At 69.3% G+C, this 19,803-nt stretch carries 15 protein-coding genes; 11 read left to right on the forward strand and 4 right to left on the reverse strand.

Going from position 1 to position 19,803, the window contains the following annotated elements; all coding sequences use genetic code 11:
* The first annotated feature begins 11 nt into the window (after window positions 1-11).
* From AC6CHX_RS11685 to AC6CHX_RS11700, 4 genes are all read left to right on the forward strand, one after another.
* Window positions 12-797, forward strand: a complete 786-nt coding sequence (locus tag AC6CHX_RS11685) for a cytochrome c biogenesis CcdA family protein (RefSeq protein ID WP_498272953.1) — start codon at window positions 12-14, stop codon at window positions 795-797.
* On the forward strand, window positions 778-2,625 hold the full coding sequence (gene resB, locus AC6CHX_RS11690) for a cytochrome c biogenesis protein ResB (RefSeq protein ID WP_498272954.1): 1,848 nt from the start codon (window positions 778-780) through the stop codon (window positions 2,623-2,625). The genes AC6CHX_RS11685 and resB overlap by 20 nt, the downstream gene beginning before the upstream one ends.
* A 4-nt stretch (window positions 2,626-2,629) precedes the next feature.
* Window positions 2,630-3,604 (forward strand): c-type cytochrome biogenesis protein CcsB, encoded by a 975-nt coding sequence (ccsB, locus tag AC6CHX_RS11695; protein ID WP_452326089.1) that lies wholly within the window; start codon window positions 2,630-2,632, stop codon window positions 3,602-3,604.
* A 150-nt stretch (window positions 3,605-3,754) separates the two neighbouring features.
* Complete coding sequence (locus tag AC6CHX_RS11700; RefSeq protein ID WP_376103497.1) at window positions 3,755-4,390, forward strand: response regulator; 636 nt, start codon at window positions 3,755-3,757, stop codon at window positions 4,388-4,390.
* Window positions 4,391-4,406: 16 nt separating this feature from the next.
* Here AC6CHX_RS11700 and AC6CHX_RS11705 read toward each other — a convergent pair whose 3' ends face one another.
* A complete protein-coding gene (locus AC6CHX_RS11705) occupies window positions 4,407-5,975 on the reverse strand; it encodes an SLC13 family permease (RefSeq protein WP_498272955.1) in 1,569 nt (522 codons plus the stop codon).
* Between the two features lie 96 nt (window positions 5,976-6,071).
* Here AC6CHX_RS11705 and AC6CHX_RS11710 point away from each other — a divergent pair, with 96 nt between their 5' ends.
* Entirely contained in the window at window positions 6,072-7,733 is a 1,662-nt protein-coding gene (locus AC6CHX_RS11710) for an AbgT family transporter (RefSeq protein WP_498272956.1), read from the forward strand.
* Window positions 7,734-7,852: 119 nt separating this feature from the next.
* Window positions 7,853-9,358 carry a leucyl aminopeptidase family protein gene (locus AC6CHX_RS11715; RefSeq protein WP_498272957.1) on the forward strand — a complete coding sequence of 502 codons (1,506 nt, stop codon included), beginning with the start codon at window positions 7,853-7,855 and terminating at the stop codon, window positions 9,356-9,358.
* 119 nt (window positions 9,359-9,477) lie between these two features.
* Here AC6CHX_RS11715 and AC6CHX_RS11720 read toward each other — a convergent pair whose 3' ends face one another.
* Together AC6CHX_RS11720 and AC6CHX_RS11725 are read right to left on the reverse strand one after the other, a co-directional pair.
* Complete coding sequence (locus AC6CHX_RS11720; RefSeq protein WP_498272958.1) at window positions 9,478-11,442, reverse strand: YhgE/Pip domain-containing protein; 1,965 nt, start codon at window positions 11,440-11,442, stop codon at window positions 9,478-9,480.
* The gene (locus AC6CHX_RS11725) at window positions 11,439-14,225 is read right to left on the reverse strand and encodes an MMPL family transporter (protein ID WP_498272959.1); all 2,787 of its coding nucleotides are present in this window, start codon (window positions 14,223-14,225) and stop codon (window positions 11,439-11,441) included. The genes AC6CHX_RS11720 and AC6CHX_RS11725 overlap by 4 nt, the downstream gene beginning before the upstream one ends.
* A 131-nt stretch (window positions 14,226-14,356) precedes the next feature.
* On the opposite strand from AC6CHX_RS11725, the gene AC6CHX_RS11730 reads away from it, so the two are divergent.
* The gene (locus tag AC6CHX_RS11730; RefSeq protein WP_376103514.1) at window positions 14,357-14,980 is read left to right on the forward strand and encodes a TetR/AcrR family transcriptional regulator; all 624 of its coding nucleotides are present in this window, start codon (window positions 14,357-14,359) and stop codon (window positions 14,978-14,980) included.
* 53 nt (window positions 14,981-15,033) lie between these two features.
* On the opposite strand, the gene AC6CHX_RS11735 is transcribed toward AC6CHX_RS11730, so the two are convergent.
* Complete coding sequence (locus AC6CHX_RS11735) at window positions 15,034-16,017, reverse strand: o-succinylbenzoate synthase (protein WP_498272960.1); 984 nt, start codon at window positions 16,015-16,017, stop codon at window positions 15,034-15,036.
* Window positions 16,018-16,289: 272 nt separating this feature from the next.
* On the opposite strand from AC6CHX_RS11735, the gene AC6CHX_RS11740 reads away from it, so the two are divergent.
* The 4 genes from AC6CHX_RS11740 (at window position 16,290) to AC6CHX_RS11755 (ending at window position 19,790) form a co-directional block, all read left to right on the forward strand.
* A complete protein-coding gene (locus AC6CHX_RS11740; protein ID WP_136042940.1) occupies window positions 16,290-16,622 on the forward strand; it encodes a PadR family transcriptional regulator in 333 nt (110 codons plus the stop codon).
* A gap of 1 nt (window position 16,623) precedes the next feature.
* Window positions 16,624-17,619, forward strand: a complete 996-nt coding sequence (locus AC6CHX_RS11745) for a permease prefix domain 1-containing protein (protein WP_136042939.1) — start codon at window positions 16,624-16,626, stop codon at window positions 17,617-17,619.
* 82 nt (window positions 17,620-17,701) lie between these two features.
* On the forward strand, window positions 17,702-18,622 hold the full coding sequence (locus tag AC6CHX_RS11750; protein WP_498272961.1) for a 1,4-dihydroxy-2-naphthoyl-CoA synthase: 921 nt from the start codon (window positions 17,702-17,704) through the stop codon (window positions 18,620-18,622).
* 13 nt (window positions 18,623-18,635) lie between these two features.
* Window positions 18,636-19,790, forward strand: coding sequence for an AMP-binding protein (locus AC6CHX_RS11755; protein ID WP_498272962.1), 1,155 nt, complete (start codon window positions 18,636-18,638; stop codon window positions 19,788-19,790).
* Window positions 19,791-19,803: the final 13 nt, after the last annotated feature.

Here is a 19,803-nt window from a genome sequence, read left to right on the forward strand (position 1 = left end):
CCGGTAGTGCTGTGAACCCCGAAGCGATCATCGGCTCCGGCGCTCTCTGGATCGCGATCCCGGTCGCGATGCTCGCGGGACTCGTCTCGTTCCTGTCGCCGTGCGTGCTGCCGCTCGTTCCGGGTTACCTGGGATTCCTCGGCGGTGCGGTCGCGCCGCGCCCTGCCGTCATCGCCGACGGCGAAGGACGCACCACGACCCAGGCGGCCGAGACGACGACACGGGGCCGACTCGTGCTGGGCGTACTCCTGTTCATCCTCGGTTTCAGCCTGGTGTTCGTCTCCATCACCGCACTCGGCGGCGTGGCGAGCGTGTTCCTGCTGCAGTGGGGCGAGATCATCACGCGCATCCTCGGTGTCGTGATCATCGCCATGGGCCTGGTCTTCCTCGGCCTGTTCGGCTTCGCGCAGCGCGAGCTCCGCTTCCACGTCGATTCCAAGGCCGGCATCATCGGCGCTCCGCTGCTCGGCATCGCGCTCGGCATCGGCTGGGCGCCCTGCCTCGGCCCGACGCTCACGGCGATCTTCGCGCTGTCGTTCAACGCCGGCGACCCGGTGCGCGCGGGCTTCCTCGGGCTCGCCTACTCGCTCGGCCTGGGCATCCCGTTCCTGCTCGTCGCACTCGGCTTCGGCTGGGCGACGAAGGCGATCGGTTTCCTCCGCCGCCACATCCGTGTGGTGAACGTCATCGGAGGGGTGCTGCTGATCCTCCTCGGCATCCTGATGGTCACCGGCCTGTGGACCGACATCATGTCTCGACTGACGGCGGTGATGGGCAGTGTCATCCTCCCGCTCTGACCACTCCGAGAAGACCCGCCCCGAGAAGACCACCACGAAGAACAAGGGTGCCGTGAACAGCGACTCCAGCGATCCGCTCCGCCCGTCCGACCACGTCGACGGCGACGACTCGATCACCCAGCCGCGGCTGGGGTTCGTCGGCTGGCTGCGGTGGGGCTGGCGTCAGCTGACCTCGATGCGCACCGCGTTGATCCTGCTGCTCGTGCTCGCGATCGCCGCGATCCCGGGCTCGATCTTCCCGCAGCGGATGGCCGACCCGAACGGCGTCACGCAGTGGGAGCGCGACAACCCCGACCTCTTCCCGGTGCTCGACGGACTCAAGATGTTCGACGTGTACCTTTCGCCGTGGTTCTCGGCGATCTATCTGCTGCTGTTCGCCTCGCTCGTCGGCTGCGTGATCCCGCGCATCAAGCATCACGCCAAGGCGCTGCGCGCCCGTCCGCCGCGCACCCCCGCACGGCTGCAGCGGCTCGAGGACTACCGTGCCGTGACCCGCGATCCCGCCGCCGACTCGGGGACGAAGACGGGGGACGCCGAACCTGAGGCTGCGGCATCCATCGACGTCGCCACCAAGCAGCTCAAGGCTCTCGGCTACCGGGTCGAGCGCTACGACCGCGGCCGCACGTTCTCGGTCTCCGCCGAGCGCGGGTACTGGCGCGAGACCGGCAACCTGCTCTTCCACCTCGCGCTCGTGGGTGTGCTGGTCACAGTCGGCGTCGGGGGCGGCTTCTCGTACACGGGCCAGCGCGTGCTGGTCGAAGGCGAGACCTTCGCGAACACCCTGCTCGACTACGACTCGATGAACCGCGGCCGCTTCGTCGGCGACGACGCCTTCTCGCCGTACTCGATGCGGCTCGACTCGTTCGACGTGACCTACCAGCCCTTCGGCGAGCCGGGCTCGGGCCAGGCGGGCGACTTCTCGGCCAACGTCACCGTGCAGGAGAACGGCGAAAAGCGCACAGGAGCCGTCAAGGTCAACGAGCCGCTCGGGGTCGCCGACGACGATGTGTTCCTGCTCGGCAACGGCTACGCGCCGACCGTGACCGTGCGCGACCCGGACGGCAACGTCGTCTTCACGAACAGCACGCCGTTCCTCCCGCAGGACACGAACATGACCTCGCTCGGGGTGCTGAAGATTCCGGACGGCCTGGCCGAGCAGGTCGGACTGGTCGGGTTCTTCTACCCGACGACGGGTGTGCTCGAGAGCGGCGCCTTCTTCTCCGCCTACGGCGACCTCACGAACCCGACGCTCACGCTCGATGTGTACACCGGCGACCTCGGCATCAACGAGGGCGTGCCGCGCTCGGTCTACGTGCTCGACACCACCGGCATGACCAAGCTCACCGGTCGCAGCACCGACGTCGAATCGATCGAGCTCGTCCCCGGGCAGACCGCGCAGCTGCCGAACGGCCTCGGCTCGGTCACCTTCGACGACGAGTCGCCGGCGGGGGCGACGGATGCCTCCGAATCGGTGAAGAGGTTCGCGTCGCTGCAGATCCACCGCGACGAGTCCGGCGTGTGGGTGCTCGGCTTCGCGCTGCTCGCCCTCGGCGGGCTCATGATCGCGCTGTTCGTGCCGCGTCGACGCGTGTGGGTCAAGGCCACCGCGCACGACGGCGAGATCGCTCTCGAGTATGCCGCGCTCGCCCGCGGTGAGGACCCCACGCTCGCGGCCGCCGTGGACGACCTGGTCGCAGGTCACGCACGACTGCTCGACGCGGCGGGCGGCACCACCGTGCGAACCGAGACGAATGCCGCCGACGACGACACCGCGGAGGAGTCCGCAGCGTCGGACGCCCCGGCCCCAGACACCCGGAAAGTAGACTGACACCATGCTCGAGCTCAACGTGATCTCGCCGGTCCTGCTGTGGACGGCGATCGCGATCTACGCGGCGGCCTTCGTGGCCTACGCCTTTGATCTCGCGCGGCGCTCGCAGGCCACGGCCGACGCGCAGACGGTCCGCGAGTCGGTGCTCGTCGGCGCCGGCGGGGGATCCACCGTCGCCGCCTCGGGCGCCCCCGGTGCAGAGGTCCCGACGCAGCGTTTCGTGATGGCGCGGATCGGCACCTCGCTGACGGTGCTCGGCTTCGTCTTCCACCTCGCGGCAGCGGTCACCCGTGGCATCGCCGCGGGCCGCGTGCCCTGGGCGAACCTCTACGAGTTCGCGATGATGGGCACGCTGCTCATCGTTGCCGTGTTCCTCGTCGTCCTCACGCGCCTGGACCTGCGCTTCCTCGGCACCTTCATCACCGGGCTCGTCGTGGTGCTGCTCGGCCTGGGGGCGACGAACTTCTACGTCGACGTCTCGCCGCTGATGGATCCGCTCAAGAGCGTGTGGCTCGTCATCCACGTGTTCGTCGCGTCGCTCGCCACGGCGTTCTTCGCGCTCGCGTTCGCCCTCTCGGTGATCCAGCTCATGCAGTCGCGCCGTGAGCGTCTCGTCGGAGAGGGCGCCGCGAAGACCGGGCCCGGGTTCCTCCGCACGTTCCCGAACGCGGTGCGCCTGGAGAGCCTGGCGTACATGTTCACGATCATCGGGTTCATCCTGTGGACCTTCACCCTCATCGCCGGATCCATCTGGGCGTATTACGCCTGGAGCCGCTTCTGGGGCTTCGACGTGAAGGAGACCTGGACCTTCGTGATCTGGGTCATCTACGCCGGATACATCCACGCCCGCGCGACCCGCGGCTGGCGCGGCAACCCCTCGGCCTGGCTCGCGATCGTCGGCTTCTCGGCCGTGATCTTCAACTTCACCATCGTGAACGTGTTCTTCAAGGGACTGCACGCCTACTCCGGCCTGAGCTGAGTCTCCTCGGAGACTGACCCGAGACCTGTCCGCGGCACGAGCCGCCGGACGGGTCTCGTGCGTCTGACGCGTGCGGAAACATGCCGACGACGCCCGCGATACGCGGTTGTATGCTCATCGCAGGGGAGCGCGCCGGAGGCAGGAGCCCACATGCCCGTACTCGTCGGAATCGTCGAAGACCATCCCGCGATGCTGTTCGGCATGGCCACGATCCTCAACCGCAGCGGCGGCATCCGGGTGGCGGCCAGCGGAGCGACGGCTGCCGAGGTCGCGAGCCTCTCTCGGCGACTCGACGTGATCCTGCTGGATCTCGCACTGTCCGACGGGTCCACACCGGCCGACAATCTGCGCACCCTCGAGCCGCTCGGAGCGAGCGTCGTCGCCTACACCGCGGGTGACCAGCCGCATCAGTTGCGCGAGGCTGCGCGGGCGGGGGCCGCCGGCATGATCAACAAGTCCGACTCGCTCGAAGTCATCACCGCATCCGTGCGGCGGGCGGCTCAGGGCCACATCCTCGCGACATCGGAATGGGCCGCCGCGCTCGACTCCGACCATCAGTTCGTCGCGGCGCACCTCAGCCGCCGCGAGTCCGAGGTGCTCTCCCTCTACGCTTCGGGGGAGACGGCCGAGCGGGTGGCGCAGACCCTGTTCCTGTCGCGCGAGACCGTCCTCGACCATATCCGTCGCATCCGGGTGAAGTACGCGGCCGTCGATCGGGCCGCACCGACCAAGGTCGACCTGTTCCGGCGAGCCGTGGAAGACGGGCTGGTCCTGCAGAACCTGTGACCGACCAGCAGGCCGGTCAGCCGGTGAACGGCCAGATCAGCGGCACGTAGAACACCGCGACCACGAAGAACAAGATCATCAGCGGCCAGCCGAAGCGAGCATAGTCGCCGAAGCGGTAGCCGCCGGGCTCCATCACCATGAGGTTCGCCGGCGTCGCGACGGGGGTGAGGAACGCCGCCGCTCCGGCGATCGTGAGCGCCATCAGGAACGGGAGCATCGACGCATCCATCGCGGCGGCCAGAGCGACCGCCACCGGAGCCACGATGAGCACCGTCGCGGTGTTGCTGATGAGCTGTCCGAGCACCAGCGTGATCAACACGATCACCGCCACGGCCGCGTGCGGTCCCGCGTCGCCCAGGAGCGAGCGGAGCCCGTCGGCGATCAGCTGCGCGGCGCCGGTCTCCTGGAAAGCCGTGGAGAGGGGGATCATGCCCGCCACGAGGATGACCGTCGTCCAGGAGATCGCGCGGTAGGCCTGAGTGATCGAGACGACACGGGTGAGGATCAGTGCTCCGGCGGCGAGAAGACCCGCGATGGCGGCCGGCACGATCCCCGTCGCGAGCAGCACGATCATCGCGACCAGGATCACGGCGGTGCGCTTCGCCCCCGTCCCGAGAGGCACCGAGCGGCGGAGGGTGAGTGGGGCGTCGACGACCAGCACCTCGTCGCGCCTCGATGTGTGCCGGTGCAGGTCGTCCCAGGACCCGTCGAGAAGCAGGGCGTCGCCGGCCTGCAGATCGGTGCCGGACTCGTCCAGCGCCTCCTGCCCACGCCGCACCCCGAGCACGACGAGGTCCCCGGAGGGCGTGCACATGCCGGGGAACACATGCAGCCCGATCAGGCTCGAACGCGGGGGTACGACGACCTCGGCGACCCCGCGCGAGGCGGACACGAGCGCCCGGTCGGGAGAGAGGGCATAGTCGGCCCGCAGCGTAGACGCGAGCCGTTCGAGATCGATGGGCGCGGAGGCCGGAGTGCGCTCCGGCAGCAGCTTGTTGCCGAGGAGCAGGATGATCGCGAGTGTGCCGACGAGCAGCGGGAGCCCGGCGAGGGCGAACTCGAAGAAGCCGAACGGCCGGGCGCCGTTGTCGGTGGCGACCTCCGACACGATGATGTTCACCGGGGTGCCGGTTAGGGCGAGCATCGACCCGGCATGGGCCGAGAAGGCGAGCGGCATCAGCATCTGCGAGGGGCGGATACCGGCGCGGGCGGCGACCACGACGACCAGGGGCAGGAGCGACGCGACCGAGCCGTTCACGCTGATCACGGCCGTCATCGCGGCGGTCAGCAGCCCGATCGTGAACAGCAGGCGTCGACGGCCGGTGCCGGAGCGGGCGACGACCTCCTGCCCCGCCCACGCGATGATGCCGGTCGATTCGAGCGCCTCGCTGACCACGAACAGGGAGGCGATGAAGAGCACCGTCGGGTCACCGAATCCGGCGAGAGCCGACCCCAGATCGAGCACCCCGGTCAGGTACAGAGCCACCGAGACGCCGACGGCCACGACGCCGAGCGGGATGCGGTTGGAGACGAAGGCGATCACCGCGCACAGCAGGATGACGAGGGTCGCGACGATCGGGTCCACGGCCCCACGATAGGGCGCGCTCCGGATCGCGGCGACCCCCCTAGTTCTAGGGGGTGTGCTTGCAGGAGCTTCTCGCTCGACACGATCATGGGGGCTATGGCTGCGCAGAAGTCGGTGGGTGCCTCGGATGCCGAGAGCAAAGGGTTTCTGAACTGGATCGAGAAGGTCGGCAACAAGGTGCCGGATCCGACGATCATGTTCGTCTACCTGATCGGCCTGATCGCGGTGCTCTCCGCCATCCTGTCCTGGATCGGGGTGTCGGTCACGGACGACGTCGTGATCCCGGTCCCGAAGGACGAGTTCTCCCAGGTCAACGAGCGCTTCGGCGGCAACTGGGAGGTCTACGACACCACGACCGGGATGCCCGCGGAGATCCCCGACTACACGATCGAGGAGCAGACGTTCGAGGTGCGCAACCTGCTCTCGATCGACGGCATCCGCTTCTTCTTCTCGTCCTTCGTCGACAACTTCGCCGGCTTCGGTGTGGTCGCGGTCGTGCTCATCGCGATGGCCGGTGTCGGCGTGGCCGAGCACGCAGGGCTCATGGGGGCGATGATCCGCCGCGTCGTCAAGGTCGCACCGCGTCGGTGGCTCGCGTTCATCCTGATCTTCGTCGGTGTGCTGTCGTCGGTCGCGACGGATGCCGGGTACCTGATCCTGGTGCCACTCGCCGCGGCCGCGTTCCTCACGGTCGGGCGGCATCCGCTCGCGGGTCTCGCCGGCGCGTTCGCGGGCGTCGGCGCGGCGTTCGGGGCGAACATCCTGATCACCCCGAGCGACAGCATGCTCACCGAGATCACGAACGAGGTGCTCACCAGCGCCGGGATGCAGCCGATCGAGGTGACGCAGAACTTCTATTTCGGGATCGTGTCGACGTTCCTGCTCACGGCAGTGGCGCTGATCGTGACCGTCTTCGTGACCGAGAAGCGCCTCGGCTCCTACGATCGCAAGGAGATGACGATCGCCGACGAGAGCGAGGGCGTCGACAACGATGCCGAGGCCCGCGGGCTGAAGTTCTCGTTCTGGGCGCTATTGGGCTTCGTCGCGCTGATCCTCGCGCTCACCCTGCCGCCCGGCGCACCGCTGCGCGACCCGGAGACGGGCGACATCATCGGGACAACGCCGTTCATGGCGAGCCTGGTCTTCATCATCTCGCTCGCGTTCCTCGTGTGCGGTATCGCGTACGGCGCCGGGGCAAAGACGCTTCGGGGCGGCTCGGCCGCGGTCGGGGCGATCGCGAAGACGTTCGGGAGCCTGGGCGGCCTGCTCGTGATGTTCCTGATGATCGCCCAGTTCATCGCCCTGTTCAACTGGAGCAACCTGCCCACCGTCGCCGCCATCTCGGCCGCCGAACTGCTGGAGCAGGCGAACGTGCCCGCGATCGTGCTGCTGCTCGCGTTCATCGTCGTGATCGTGATCCTCGACTTCATCCTTCCGGGCCTGGTGCCGAAGTGGGTGATCTTCGCGCCGGTCTTCATCCCGATCTTCGCGTCGCTCGATGTGGCGCCGCAGACGCTGCTCGCGGCCTACCGCGTCGGCGATTCGCCGGTGAACGTGCTGACCCCGCTCATGGTCTACCTGCCGTTCATGGTGACCGTCGCGCAGCGATACAAGAAGGAAGCCGGGATCGGCACGATCATCGCGCTGATGATCCCGTATGCCGTCTGGATGCTGCTGTCGTGGACCGCGCTGTACGTGGTGTGGTTCCTCCTCGGCATCCCCTGGGGGCCCGGCTCGCCCGTCGACATGGTCGGCTGAGCACGCCCCGCCCGGCAGGCGCCGACACGGACGGCGCCATCCACGAAGAACTCGCCACGACGAAGACTCGCTACGACGAACACTCGCAACGAAGAACCGCAACATGAGGAGCAGAGCCCATGGACCGCAGACCGAACAAGCTGATCCCCGCGGATCTGAAGACGACCCCCGGCCTGGACGCGCTCGACGCCGTGGACGTGCGGGTGGGGGAGATCGGCGCAGATGTCGAGGCCCTCGGGGTCGGGGTGTACTCCGACGGCGATGTTCCGGCCGGGTTGGGATTCGACCGCGCAGGCCTCGAAGACGCGGCCTTCACGGCGGCTCCCGGCACGTCGCTCCTCCTGCCCCGCGCCGGGGAGCCCGATCTGGTGCTGGTCGGACTCGGCGCCCGTGACGACGCGGGGGTGCGGGGGCTCCGCGACGCCGCGGCCACGCTCGCCCGTGCGGCATCGCGGCGCGCGACACTGGGGCTGCGGATCGAAGACCTGGCGGGTGTGGACGCGGCCGACGCCGCGCGGGCACTCGCCGAAGGTGCCCTGCTCGCCCGGTACCGCTACACGGTGCTCAACGCCTCCTCGAAGCACGTCCCGCTGTCCGCGTTCACGATCGACGTCCCCGGGGCGAGCGCCGCGCCGGTGGAGGCCGCCCGCAATGCGGCCAGGGCCACCGTGGTCGCCCGCGACCTGGCGAACACGCCTCCCGGACACCTGACCGCGGTCAACATGGGTGAGATCGCCGTGGAGCTCGGCGCCCGTTTCGGATTCGAGGTCGAGCTCTTCGACAAGCAGGCGCTCATCGATCTCGGCTGCGGCGGGCTGCTCGGCGTGAACCAGGGCTCCGTGGAGGAGCCTCGCATGATCAAGCTGGTCTACACCCCCGACGGCGGAGGCACGCGGCATCTCGGTCTCGTCGGCAAGGGCATCATGTACGACTCCGGCGGCATCAGCCTCAAGCCCAGCGACCCGATGCACCTGCTCATGAAGATGGACATGGGAGGGGCGGCGGCCGTGCTCGGTGCCTTCGTCGGGCTGCGCGACGCCGGGGTCGAGGCCAAGGTCTCGGGCTGGCTGATGTGCACCGACAACATGCCTTCCGGCACGGCGTACAAACTCGGTGATGTGCTCACCGCGCGTGGAGGCACGACGATCGAGGTGAAGAACACCGACGCCGAGGGTCGCCTCGTGATGAGCGATGCACTCGTGCTCGCGAACGAAGACGAGGTGGATGCCATCATCGACATCGCCACCCTGACCGGCGCCGCGCTGGTGTCGCTCGGGGCCGCGACCGCGCCGGTGTTCGGGAACGACCAGTCGACGGTCGACCTGGTGCGCGCGGCGTCCGCTGCCGTCGACGAATCCGTGTGGCAGCTGCCGCTGGAGCAGAAGTACCGCAAGCAGCTCGACTCCGAGATCGCGGACATCGCGAACCTCGGTGGTCAGTTCGCCGGGGCGACGACCGCAGCCCTGTTCCTGGCGCACTTCGTCGGCGACACCCCGTGGGCGCACGTCGACATCGCCGGCACGATGCAGACCGAGAAGGATGACTCCTGGCGCACCGCCGGGGCCACCGGGTTCGGCGCACGCCTGCTGCTGGAGGCGGCGCGCACCTTCGCGCCGGCATCCTGACCTCCTCGGCCTCGCAGGCGCGGCGAAACGGAGACGGAACGCGGTCGGCCCGGCGCGTCATGACGTGACACGCCGGGCCGGGAGCGGATGGTCTCCGTTTTGGCAGAGGAAGGAGCAGGTCAGGCGGTGGCGAGGACCGCCTTGGCCGAGGTCGTGCGTCGCAGCGTCACCGCGAGCGTCGTGGCGATCAGCGACAGCACACCCCAGACCACCAGTGCCGCGACCGCCGAACCGCTTCCGGCGATCAGCCCGGCGAACGCGGGAGCCGTCGGGAGGGCGGCGCCGATGCTGGAGAGCCACCCGGGCACGGTCGAGATGAGACCGGTCGCGACGGCGAGTACCCCGACGAGCGCGGAGATCCAGCGTCCGACGCCGCCGAACAGTGCGACGAGTGCCTGGTTCACGGCAGCGAACGCCACGCCAGCGAGCACTGCTGTTCCGGCGAACGCCCACCACGCGGCGGCGTCGTAGCTCGCCACGATCTGCACGATCAGCGACACCAGCAGCCCCTGTCCCGCGCCGATCAGGGCCGCGGGTGCGAACGCGCGCAGCGTCAGCGCGGCGGACGAGCGTCGGGAGGTGAGGGTGCGCGCCGTGTGGGCGCGCATCACGATGAAGGTGGCGAGTCCGCCGAACCACAGCACGACGGCAGCCAGGAGCGGGATCGCGGTCGGACCGAAGATCGTGTCCATCGAGGAGTTCGACGACACCGGGTCGGCGATCACCGAGGCGAGCGACTTCGAGTCGCTGTCGCTGAACGAGGGGAGCGAGTCGGATGCCGTGCGCAGCCCACCCGCGAGGTCGCCGGTTCCGGTCGCCAGGGTGTCGATCCCGGTCGCGAGTTCGGTCGTGCCGTCGGCGAGGGCGGTCGCACCGTCGGACAACTGGGTCGCACCGGTGGCGATGCCACGGGCGCCGGTGGCGGATGCGGCGATGCCCTGGTCGGCGAGCTGCGTGAGTCCACCCGACAGCTGTGTCGCCCCGGCGCCCGCCTGGGTCATCTGGGAGGAGAGCTGCGATGTGGCCTCGGTGTCGAATGCGGTCAGCCCTGCGGCCGTTCCGGCTGCGGCGCCTGCGGAGGTGTTCGCCGTGCCGACGAGCTTGTCTGCGTTCGTCGCGAGCGCACTGAGTTCGTTGCAGAACTCCGGGGTGGCTGCCGCAGCGCACTTCGCGACGAGGCCATCGATACCCGCCGAGAGTCCGGTCACGCCCTTCGCGACTCCCCCCGCCAACTGGGAGGCACCGTTCGCGCCTTCGAACAGGCGATCAGGCACCAGCCCGTTCTGCGACAGCGTCGCGGCGCCGCCGGTCAGCCCCGAACCGATCTGCGCCGCACCCGCCGCCGCCTCCCGCGTCTTGCCGGCGATCGTGTCGAGTCCCGTGGCCAGCGACGACGCTCCGGAGCCGAGTTCGCCCGCGCCCGAAGCCAGCTTCGTCGCGCCCTCGGGGATCGCCGCGGCACCGGTCGCGGCGTCCCGTGCACCGTTGGCGAGCTTCAGTGCGCCGTCTGCCGCCTCACCGATCTGGTCGCCGATCGTGGTGAAGCCGACCAGGATGTTCTCGGTCGTCGCCTCGGACAGCATGGTGCCCATCGTCGAGGCCGCGACATCGGCGATCTGGCCGGTGATGAGGTCGTCGGCGACGAGACCGTCGTCCGGAGTGGTCACGGTGATGGTGGCCTGCTCGGCCTCGCCGCCGCCGTCCGAGATCGCCTGACCGGCCGAGGTCGCCGCAGCGGAGAACTCTTCGGGGATGGTGATGACCGCCTGGTACGAGCCGTCGGCGAGACCGTCGGCCGCATCCTCTTCGTTCGAGATCACCCAGGTCAGGTTGGAGTCGAGGTCGTCCGACCCCTCGACGAGACCCGCGGCCAGCTGGCGCCCGAGCGGGGTGACCTGGTCGTCGATGGTCACCGGCTCGTCGAGGTTGACGATCGCCGCGGTCATCGAGTCCAGACGCTCGGTCGGGTTCTGCAGGGCCGCGACCAGGATGCCGCCGACCGCCGCGGGAAGCAGCAGCACGCCGAGGATGGTCAGCCACGTGATGGGCTTGCGGGAGCGCGCGCGCTCGATGGGGAGGGTCATGCGGTCACCTCGGTGGATTCTGCGGCGCTCCGGCGAGGAGCACGCGTGTCGAGAGTTTCGGGGGCGGGCCAGCCGGCTTCCGCGAGGGTGGTCCGTGCCACATCGGCATCGGAGGCGGTGGCGAACACCGCGAGTGTGCGCGACGCCGCGGCATCACGCAGCATCGCGGCCGCCTGGTCGCGCTGGCCGCCGGTCAGGCGATCGATCCCGTCGATCACGACGATCTGCGACTTTCCGCGCAGCGCCTCGGCGAGATCGGCGAGGGCGGCATCGGCGTCGTCGACCAGCACGCACCCGACGTGCGAGCGCACCCACGCCCCGCGGCCGGGCAGCAGGTGGCCGGCGACACGGAGTCGGCCGTCGGTGGGCGTCACCCGGCCCGCGATCGTGAGCGCGAGTGCCCGTCGGGCCCGCACATCGCCACCGGTCGCGACGAGCGCTCCGCCTTCCGGGATGCGCAGGGACAGGTTCTCGACGATCGGCGCATCGGCGCTGATGTCGAGATCATCGGCGGCGACGATCGAGCCGTCTCCCGGCCACTCGGCCAGGTGTCGTTCGCGCTCCACGGCCTCGCCCTCGACATCGACCCGGGGGAGGATCTTCTCGAGCCAGGCCGGCAGTTCCCAGGCGCGCTCGCCGAGGATCGCCATGAGGGCGGGGATCAGCGTCATCCGCACCAGGAAGGCGTCGATCGCGATGCCGGCCGCGAGCCCGAGAGCGATGGGTTTCAGCGACGAGTCGCCCTCGGGGACGAACGCCACGAAGACCGCGAACATGATGAGGCCCGCGGCCGTGACGACCTTGGCCGAGCCGGTGAAGCCGCTGCGGACGGTGCGCAGCGCGGCAGCGCGGCGCGTGGCCCGATCGGGGCTCTTCGAGTCGGGGTCGTGCACGAAGTCCTCGCGCATCCGCGAGACGAGGAACACCTGGTAGTCCATCGCGAGGCCGAACAGCACCCCCATCAGGATGATCGGCATGAAGCTGATGATTGGTCCGACCTTGGCGACGTGCAGCAGGTCGGCGAACCAGCCCCACTCGAACACGGCGCCGACCACGCCGAATGCGGCGACGATCGACAGCAGGTAGCCGGCGGCTGCGGTGATCGGCACCCACAGCGAGCGGAACACGATGGTGAGCAGGATGAGCGAGAGCCCGATCACGAAGATGCCGAACGGCAGCAGCGCATTGCCGAGCTGGTCGGAGATGTCGATGCCGATGGCCGTGAAGCCGGTGACCTTGAGGTCGATCCCGAACTCGTCGAGCCACTCGTCGTGGTGGCTCCGCAGCTCGCGGACGAGGTCTGCCGTCGCCGGGTCGTCTGGAGCGGTCTCGGGGATGATCTGCACGATGCCGGTGTCGGCGGTCTCGTTCGGGGTCGCGAGCGCGACCTCCTTGACTCCGGGAACCTCGGCGACGGCGTCCCCGAGGTCTTCCATCAGAGTGAGCGGGTCGGTCGAGGTGACGATCGTGCCGGTGAGGATCATCGGGCCGTTGAACCCCGGTCCGAACTCCTCGCCCACGAGGTCGTAGGTCTGACGCGCCTCCGAGTCCTTCGGCAGCACGCCCGCGTTGGGGAGCGCGAGGTTGAGGCTGAGCGCCGGGATCGCCACGATCCCGAGGCCGATCACGACGGCGAGCGAGACCAGGATCGGGCGTTTGGTGACGCCGTTCACCCACCGGGCACTGCCCTTCGCGCGGGCGGGGGCTGCGGGAGCATCGTCGTCGTCGGCCTTCTTCTTCGCCTTCGGCGCGCGCTTCGGACGGCCCACGACCTTCCCCTTCATGAAGCCGAGGAAGGCGGGCGTCAGCGTGACCGCGATCGCGACGGCGACCGCTACGGAGACGGAGGCGGCGATGCCCATGGTCGTCAGGAACGGAATGCCGGCGAAGCCCAGACCGATCAGGGCGATGAGCACCGTGACACCGGCGAAGACGACGGCCGACCCGGCCGTGCCGACGGCGCGCGAGGCGGACTCTTCGGGGTCGACGCCCTCGCGGACTTGGTCCTGATGTCGCGCCATGATGAACAGCGCATAGTCGATGCCGACCGCGAGTCCGAGCATGAGCGCGAGCAGGGGGGTGGTGGAGGACACGGTGGCGAAGGCGGTCGCGGTGAAGATCCCCGCCATCGAGATGCCGACGCCGAGTATCGCCGTGAGCAGCGGCAGGCCGGCCACCACGAAGGAGCGGAATGTGACGATCAGCACGAGCAGCGCGATGAGGAGGCCGACCGCCTCGGTGAGCGTGACGCCCGGGATCGAGATCGCGAAGAGGTCGCCGCCGAGGGAGGTCTGCGCGCCGTCGGGGAGTTCGGCGTCGAGGTCCCTCACCACGGAGCGCAGCGCATCCTTCGTTTCGTCCGAGACGTCGGTGGATTCGCCGTCGAACTGCACGCGCACGATGGCCGCCGTGTCGTCGTCGTTGATCATGCCCTCGACCATCTCGTCGTAGGGCGAGGTGGCGGCGAGCACGCCGTCGAGGTCGCCGAGTTCGTCGACGGCATCCTCGATGTGGTCGCGGTAGTCGTCGTCCGTGATCTCGTCACCGTCGGCGGCCACGACGATGAACTGCGCGTTGGTCCCGCTCACCTGCGGGAACGAGCGCGAGAGCTGCTCGAGACCGGCCTGCGATTCCGTGCCGGGGATGGAGAACGTGTTGTCGGTTCCCGCTCCCAGCACGAGTGCTCCGGCTCCGGCGATGCCGAGTGCGAGCAGCCAGGACACGAGGACTCGCCATGGGTGCCGGAAGGACCAGCGGCCGAGCGAGGACAGGAGTGTGGACACGCGTTCCTCCGAGGGGTGCTGATTGGATACACAGGTGTATCCGATACATACATGTATCGTAAATTGACCCGCACGCGTGAGTCTGTGTGCCGGGTGTGAATCGTGCGAGAGTGAAGGGTCAGGAGGTTTCGATGTCGACACCCGCAACCCGCAGCCGTGAGAACACGCGCGCCCGGCTGCTCGAGGCAGCGGCGCAGGTCTTCGCCGAGGTCGGTCTCGACGGCGCCTCGGTCGAGGCCGTGTGTGAACGAGCCGGCTTCACCCGGGGTGCGTTCTACTCCAACTTCGAATCCAAGGACGAGCTGTTCCTCATGCTCGCCGCGAGCGTCTCGGAGGTGCGCGTGAGCGGAGTGCGCACCCGCGTCGAAGAGCTGACGGCGGAGGGCGCCCTGGTCGAGGGGTGCGATCCCATCGAGCTCGTGCAGCAGATCATGGAACTCGGCGGCGACGATCGCTTAGGCGTGATGCTGCTGAGCGAGATCCGCATCCGAGCCCTACGCGATGCGAAGTTCGGCGAGGCCTACCTCGCACAGGAGAGCGAGATGGTGTCGAGCATCGCGCAGATCATCGACGACATCGTCTCGGTGAGTGCGCTGAAGCTGCGTCTGCCGGCCGAGACCGCGGCGCGCATGCTCATGATCCTCTGGGAGGGCATGACGGTGCGCGGAGCGATGGCGGGCCAGGACGACGCCCAGTTGCGGCAGGCCGGCAGCGAGCAGCTCGGTCGGCTCGTGCAGCTGATCATCGAGTCGTAGAGCGCGGAGGTCGCCCGAGATCGGTTGCGCTCGCCGCAGCGACCGCTTCGAGTTCAGCGCACGCGGCTCGACAACTCGTAGTGGGAGCGGGCGAGACGGGCGAGCCACCATTCGCGGCGTTCGTCAGAGGCGGCGAGTCGGTCGAGCGCTCCGTCGTCGGGGGTCACGCGGTCGGCCGAGATCGAGCCGTCGACCGGGCGTCGGTCCGCCACGTCGTCGAGGGACAGCGAGGCGGTGCCGAGTCCGCAGTCGTAATCCAGCGTCGGGAGGGCTGCAGCGAGTGCGGCTCCCTGGGACAGACCGACCGCCGTGTCGAGCGCGCTCGAGACGACGACCGGCAGGCCCGCCGCCGTGACGATCTGCAGTGCGTGCGTGATGCCGCCGAGCGGCTGGGCCTTGATCACGAGCAGATCGGCAGCACCCGCGCGGGCGACCGCGAGCGGGTCGGATGACTTTCGCACGCTCTCGTCGGCGGCGACGGGGATACCCATGTACTTGACCCGCTTGCGCAGATCCGCGAGTTCCGGCACGGTCGCGCAGGGCTGCTCCACGTACTCCAGGTCGTACTCGCACAGGGCGTGGACGGCATGCTCGGCTTCATCGACGTTCCAGGCGCCGTTGGCATCCACGCGGATGCGTCCCTCCGGTCCCATCGCGTCGCGCACGGCGCGAACCCTCGCCACGTCGTCCGCGAGGCTCTGACCTGGTTCGGCGACCTTGACCTTGGCGGTGCGGCACCCGGGGAACCGCTCCAGAAGCTCGGCGACCTGGGCGGCATCCACCGCGGGAATCGTCGCGTTCACGCCGATCCTGTCGCGCACGGGCGCCGGCTGCTCCCGCCACGCGAAGTCGATCGCCGCAGCGAGCCAGGTCGCCGCCTCGGTGTCGTCGTACTCGGTGAACGGCGAGAACTCCGCCCACCCCTCCGGCCCCTCGAAGAGAAGCGCCTCCCGCACCTCGACTCCGCGGAAGCGGCTGTGCATCGGGAGGGCGACGACCCTGGCCGAGTCGAGCAGGTCTGCGAGCGGCGGGATCATGTGCCCATTCTGCTCCGTCGTGGCCTCCCCGCGCGGTTCGCCTCTCGGGTGAGTCGCCGCACGCCCCGCCCTCTGCCCCCGCCCCGCCCTCTGTGTCCCCCGCCCCGCCCTCTGCCGAGCGCACGACTTGCTGTCGAGCGCACGGCCTGTGCACGCGACGAAGCCGTGCGCTCGAGGAGAAGCCGTGCGCTCGGCGATCACGGGAAGCGGGAGTGTGTCAGCCATAGATGTGTGGTTGACAATGGTGTGTGACGCACAGTAATGTGATCGACATGAACGAGACACTCGACACGCACCTGCAGGAACTGCGGCGCGGCACGGTGGTGCTCGCCTGCCTGCAGCTGCTGCGCGCGCCGGGTTACGGATACTCGTTGCTCGAGCAGCTGGAGCAGCGAGGCTTCGCGACCGACGCCAACACGCTCTACCCGCTGCTCCGTCGACTCGAGAAGCAGGAGTACCTCACGAGCGAGTGGAACACCGACGAGGCCAGGCCCCGCAAGTTCTACCGCACCTCGGATGCCGGCATCCGCCTGGCCGACACCCTCACCGACGAATGGCGGTCGCTCACCACGGCGATCGCGTCCCTCACAGCAGAGGAGAACTGACATGACCACCACAGCCACGCTCACCGAGCGTTACATCAGCGCGACCATCCGCAGCCTCCGGCCCGAGGCGCAGGACGACGTCCGCGCCGAGCTCGAAGCCTCCATCGCCGATGCGATCGAGGCGCGGATCGAGCAAGGGGAGGCGCCGGAAGACGCCGAACGCTCCGTCCTCACCGAGCTCGGAGACCCCGCAGCGCTCGCCGCCGGGTATGCGGATCGCCCGCTGTACCTCATCGGCCCGCGCTTCTATCTGACCTGGTGGCGGCTGCTCAAGCTGCTGCTCACGATCGTGCCGGTGTGCGTGCTCGGAGCCGTCGCACTGGGGCAGACCATCTCCAACGCCCCCGTGGGTGAGATCATCTCGACCTCGATCCTCGCGACCGGTGGCGCGATCCTGCACATCTGCTTCTGGACGACGCTCGTGTTCGTGATCCTGGAACGCAGCGGCAGTGCGACGGCGATCGAGAAGTGGGACGTCGACCAGCTGCCGGAGCCGACGGAGAAGGGAGTGGGGCGCAGCGAGCTGATCGCCTCGCTCGTCTTCCTCGGCATCGCGATCGGCGCTCTCCTGTGGGATCGCTACCGTGGCTTCGTCCACGTCGACGGCGAGACGTTGCCGATCTTGAACCCGCAGCTGTGGCCGTGGGGCATCGGCGTCCTGTTCCTGCTCATCGTCGCGGAGGCCGTGTTCGCGATCGTGCTCTACCGCCGGGGGCGCTGGAGCACCGGACTGGCCGTGGTGAACACGGTCCTCGCCGTCGCGTTCCTCGCCTGGGTGCTCGTGCTGCTGTTGACCGGTGACCTGGTGAATCCGGAGTTCCTCGCGCAGGTCACCGCGGCCGGCGGAGAAGGATTCGCGGCAGGGCAGGCGGAATCGGCCGACGAAGGCGGGGTGTTCCGCATCCTCGCCGTGCTGCTGGGGTTCGGCATCGCCGTGGGCGTCGGCTGGGACATCGTCGACGGCTGGAGGAAGACGGTCCGCGCAGGTCGCCGCTGACCAGTGCGGTCGAGGAGGCGCCGTCCCGATCGGGGCGGCGCTTCCTGCGTGCTCGGCGCGGACCGAGGAATAGGCTGATGCCGTGACCACCGCATTCGTCTCCGACCTGTTCGACCCGGCCGAATGGGTCCTCGCGCCCGGCGCCGAGGACTACACCGACATCACCGCGCACGTGTCGCACGACGGCGGGGTCGCGCGCATCGCGTTCAACCGGCCGGAGGTGCGCAACGCCTTCCGGCCGCACACCGTCGACGAGCTCTACCGCGCTCTCGACATCGCCCGGCAGGATGCGCGCATCGGCGCAGTGCTGCTCACGGGCAACGGCCCCAGTCCGAAGGACGGCGGGTGGGCGTTCTGCTCGGGCGGCGACCAGCGCATCCGCGGTCGCGACGGGTACAAGTACTCGGATGCCGAGACGGCGATCGTCGACGGCGCGAGTCGCGCGGCGGTCGGACGCCTCCACATCCTCGAGGTGCAGCGGCTCATCCGCTTCATGCCCAAGGTCGTCATCGCGGTCGTCCCGGGTTGGGCGGCCGGCGGTGGGCACTCCCTGCACGTGGTGTGCGACCTCACGATCGCCTCGGCCGAAGAGGCCCGGTTCAAGCAGACGGATGCCGACGTGGGCAGCTTCGACGCCGGGTACGGCTCCGCCTACATGGCCCGGCAGACCGGACAGAAGTTCGCCCGCGAGGTCTTCTTCCTGGCCGAGGAGTACTCGGCGCAGCGTGCCTACGAGGCCGGTGCCGTCAACCGTGTCGTGCCGCACGCCGAACTCGAGCGGGAGGCGCTGAAGATGGCGCGCACCGTGCTCACCAAGTCGCCCACCGCGATCCGCATGCTGAAGTTCGCCTTCAACGCGGTCGACGACGGCTTGGTCGGCCAGCAGGTGTTCGCCGGTGAGGCGACCCGCCTGGCCTACGGCACCGATGAGGCCGTCGAGGGCCGGGACTCCTTCCTCGAGAAGCGCGACGCCGACTGGTCGTCGTTCCCCTGGCACTACTGAGTCGGAGATCCGCATGACCGCCCTGATCCCCACGGATGCCGAAGATCCGGATCTGCTGCGGGATGCATTGCAGCGCGCCCTCGAGGGTGGACCCGCGCTGGGACTCGGCATGGTGGCCGGCGCGCCCGAGAACGTGGCGGACGGCATCGCGGCGGTGATCGCGACTTCCGGGTCGAGCGGCATCCCGAAGCGGGTCGCACTGAGCGGTGAGGCGCTGCGCGCGAGTGCCGAGGCCACCGCGGCGCGGATCGGGAGCGGGCGCTGGTTGCTCGCTCTGCCCGCCGGCTACGTCGCAGGGTTGCAGGTGATCGTGCGGTCGATCCTCGCGGACACCAGGCCGGCCGTGCTCGACGGCCGCTTCTCGCCGGCATCCTTCGCCGAGGCGACCCTGGCGATGCTGCGTCCGTCGCCGGGGGCGGGGGTTCCCGATCTGTACACGTCGCTGGTCCCGGCTCAGATCGCGACGTTGCTCGATGCCGCCGACGACACGGCCGTGCGTGCCGCGCTGACGGCGTACCGGGCGATCCTGGTCGGCGGACAGTCTCTGCCGGAGCCGCTGCGCGAGCGCGCGGCCGACCTGGGTGTCCGGGTGGTCCGCACCTACGGATCGACCGAGACCAGTGGTGGCTGTGTCTACGACGGTGTGCCGCTCGACACCGTCGGCGTGCGCACGGTCGACGGGGAGCTGCGTATCGCCGGGCCCATGCTCGCCGAGGGGTATCTCGGTGACGCCTCCTTGACGGCGCGCACCTTCGTGCGGGACGAGCACGGCATCCGCTGGTACCGCACGGGCGATCTCGGGCTCGTGGAAGACGGGGTGGTGCGCGTGCACGGCCGCGCCGACAACGTGATCGTGTCCGGGGGCATCAACATCTCGCTCGATCGGGTCGAACGGATCGTCCGGCGCATCCCGGGGCTGCACGAGGCCGTCGTGGTGGGCGTGGAGGACGAGCACTGGGGCGAGGCATCGGTGATCGTCGCGGCGCGCGGCGAGGTGCTGCGGCGCAGTGAGTCCGAGCAGCTCGCACAGGCGCGGGAGGCCGTGGCGGACGAACTCGGCAAGCACGCCCGCCCGTCCCGCCTCATCCTGGTCGACGAGATGGATGTCCTGGTTTCAGGCAAGCCCGACCGCGAGGCCATCCGGCGGGCCGTCGCAGACCTGCACTGAGAGCCGCTGCCAG

The sequence above is a fragment of the Microbacterium sp. GQ128 genome (assembly GCF_059758615.1).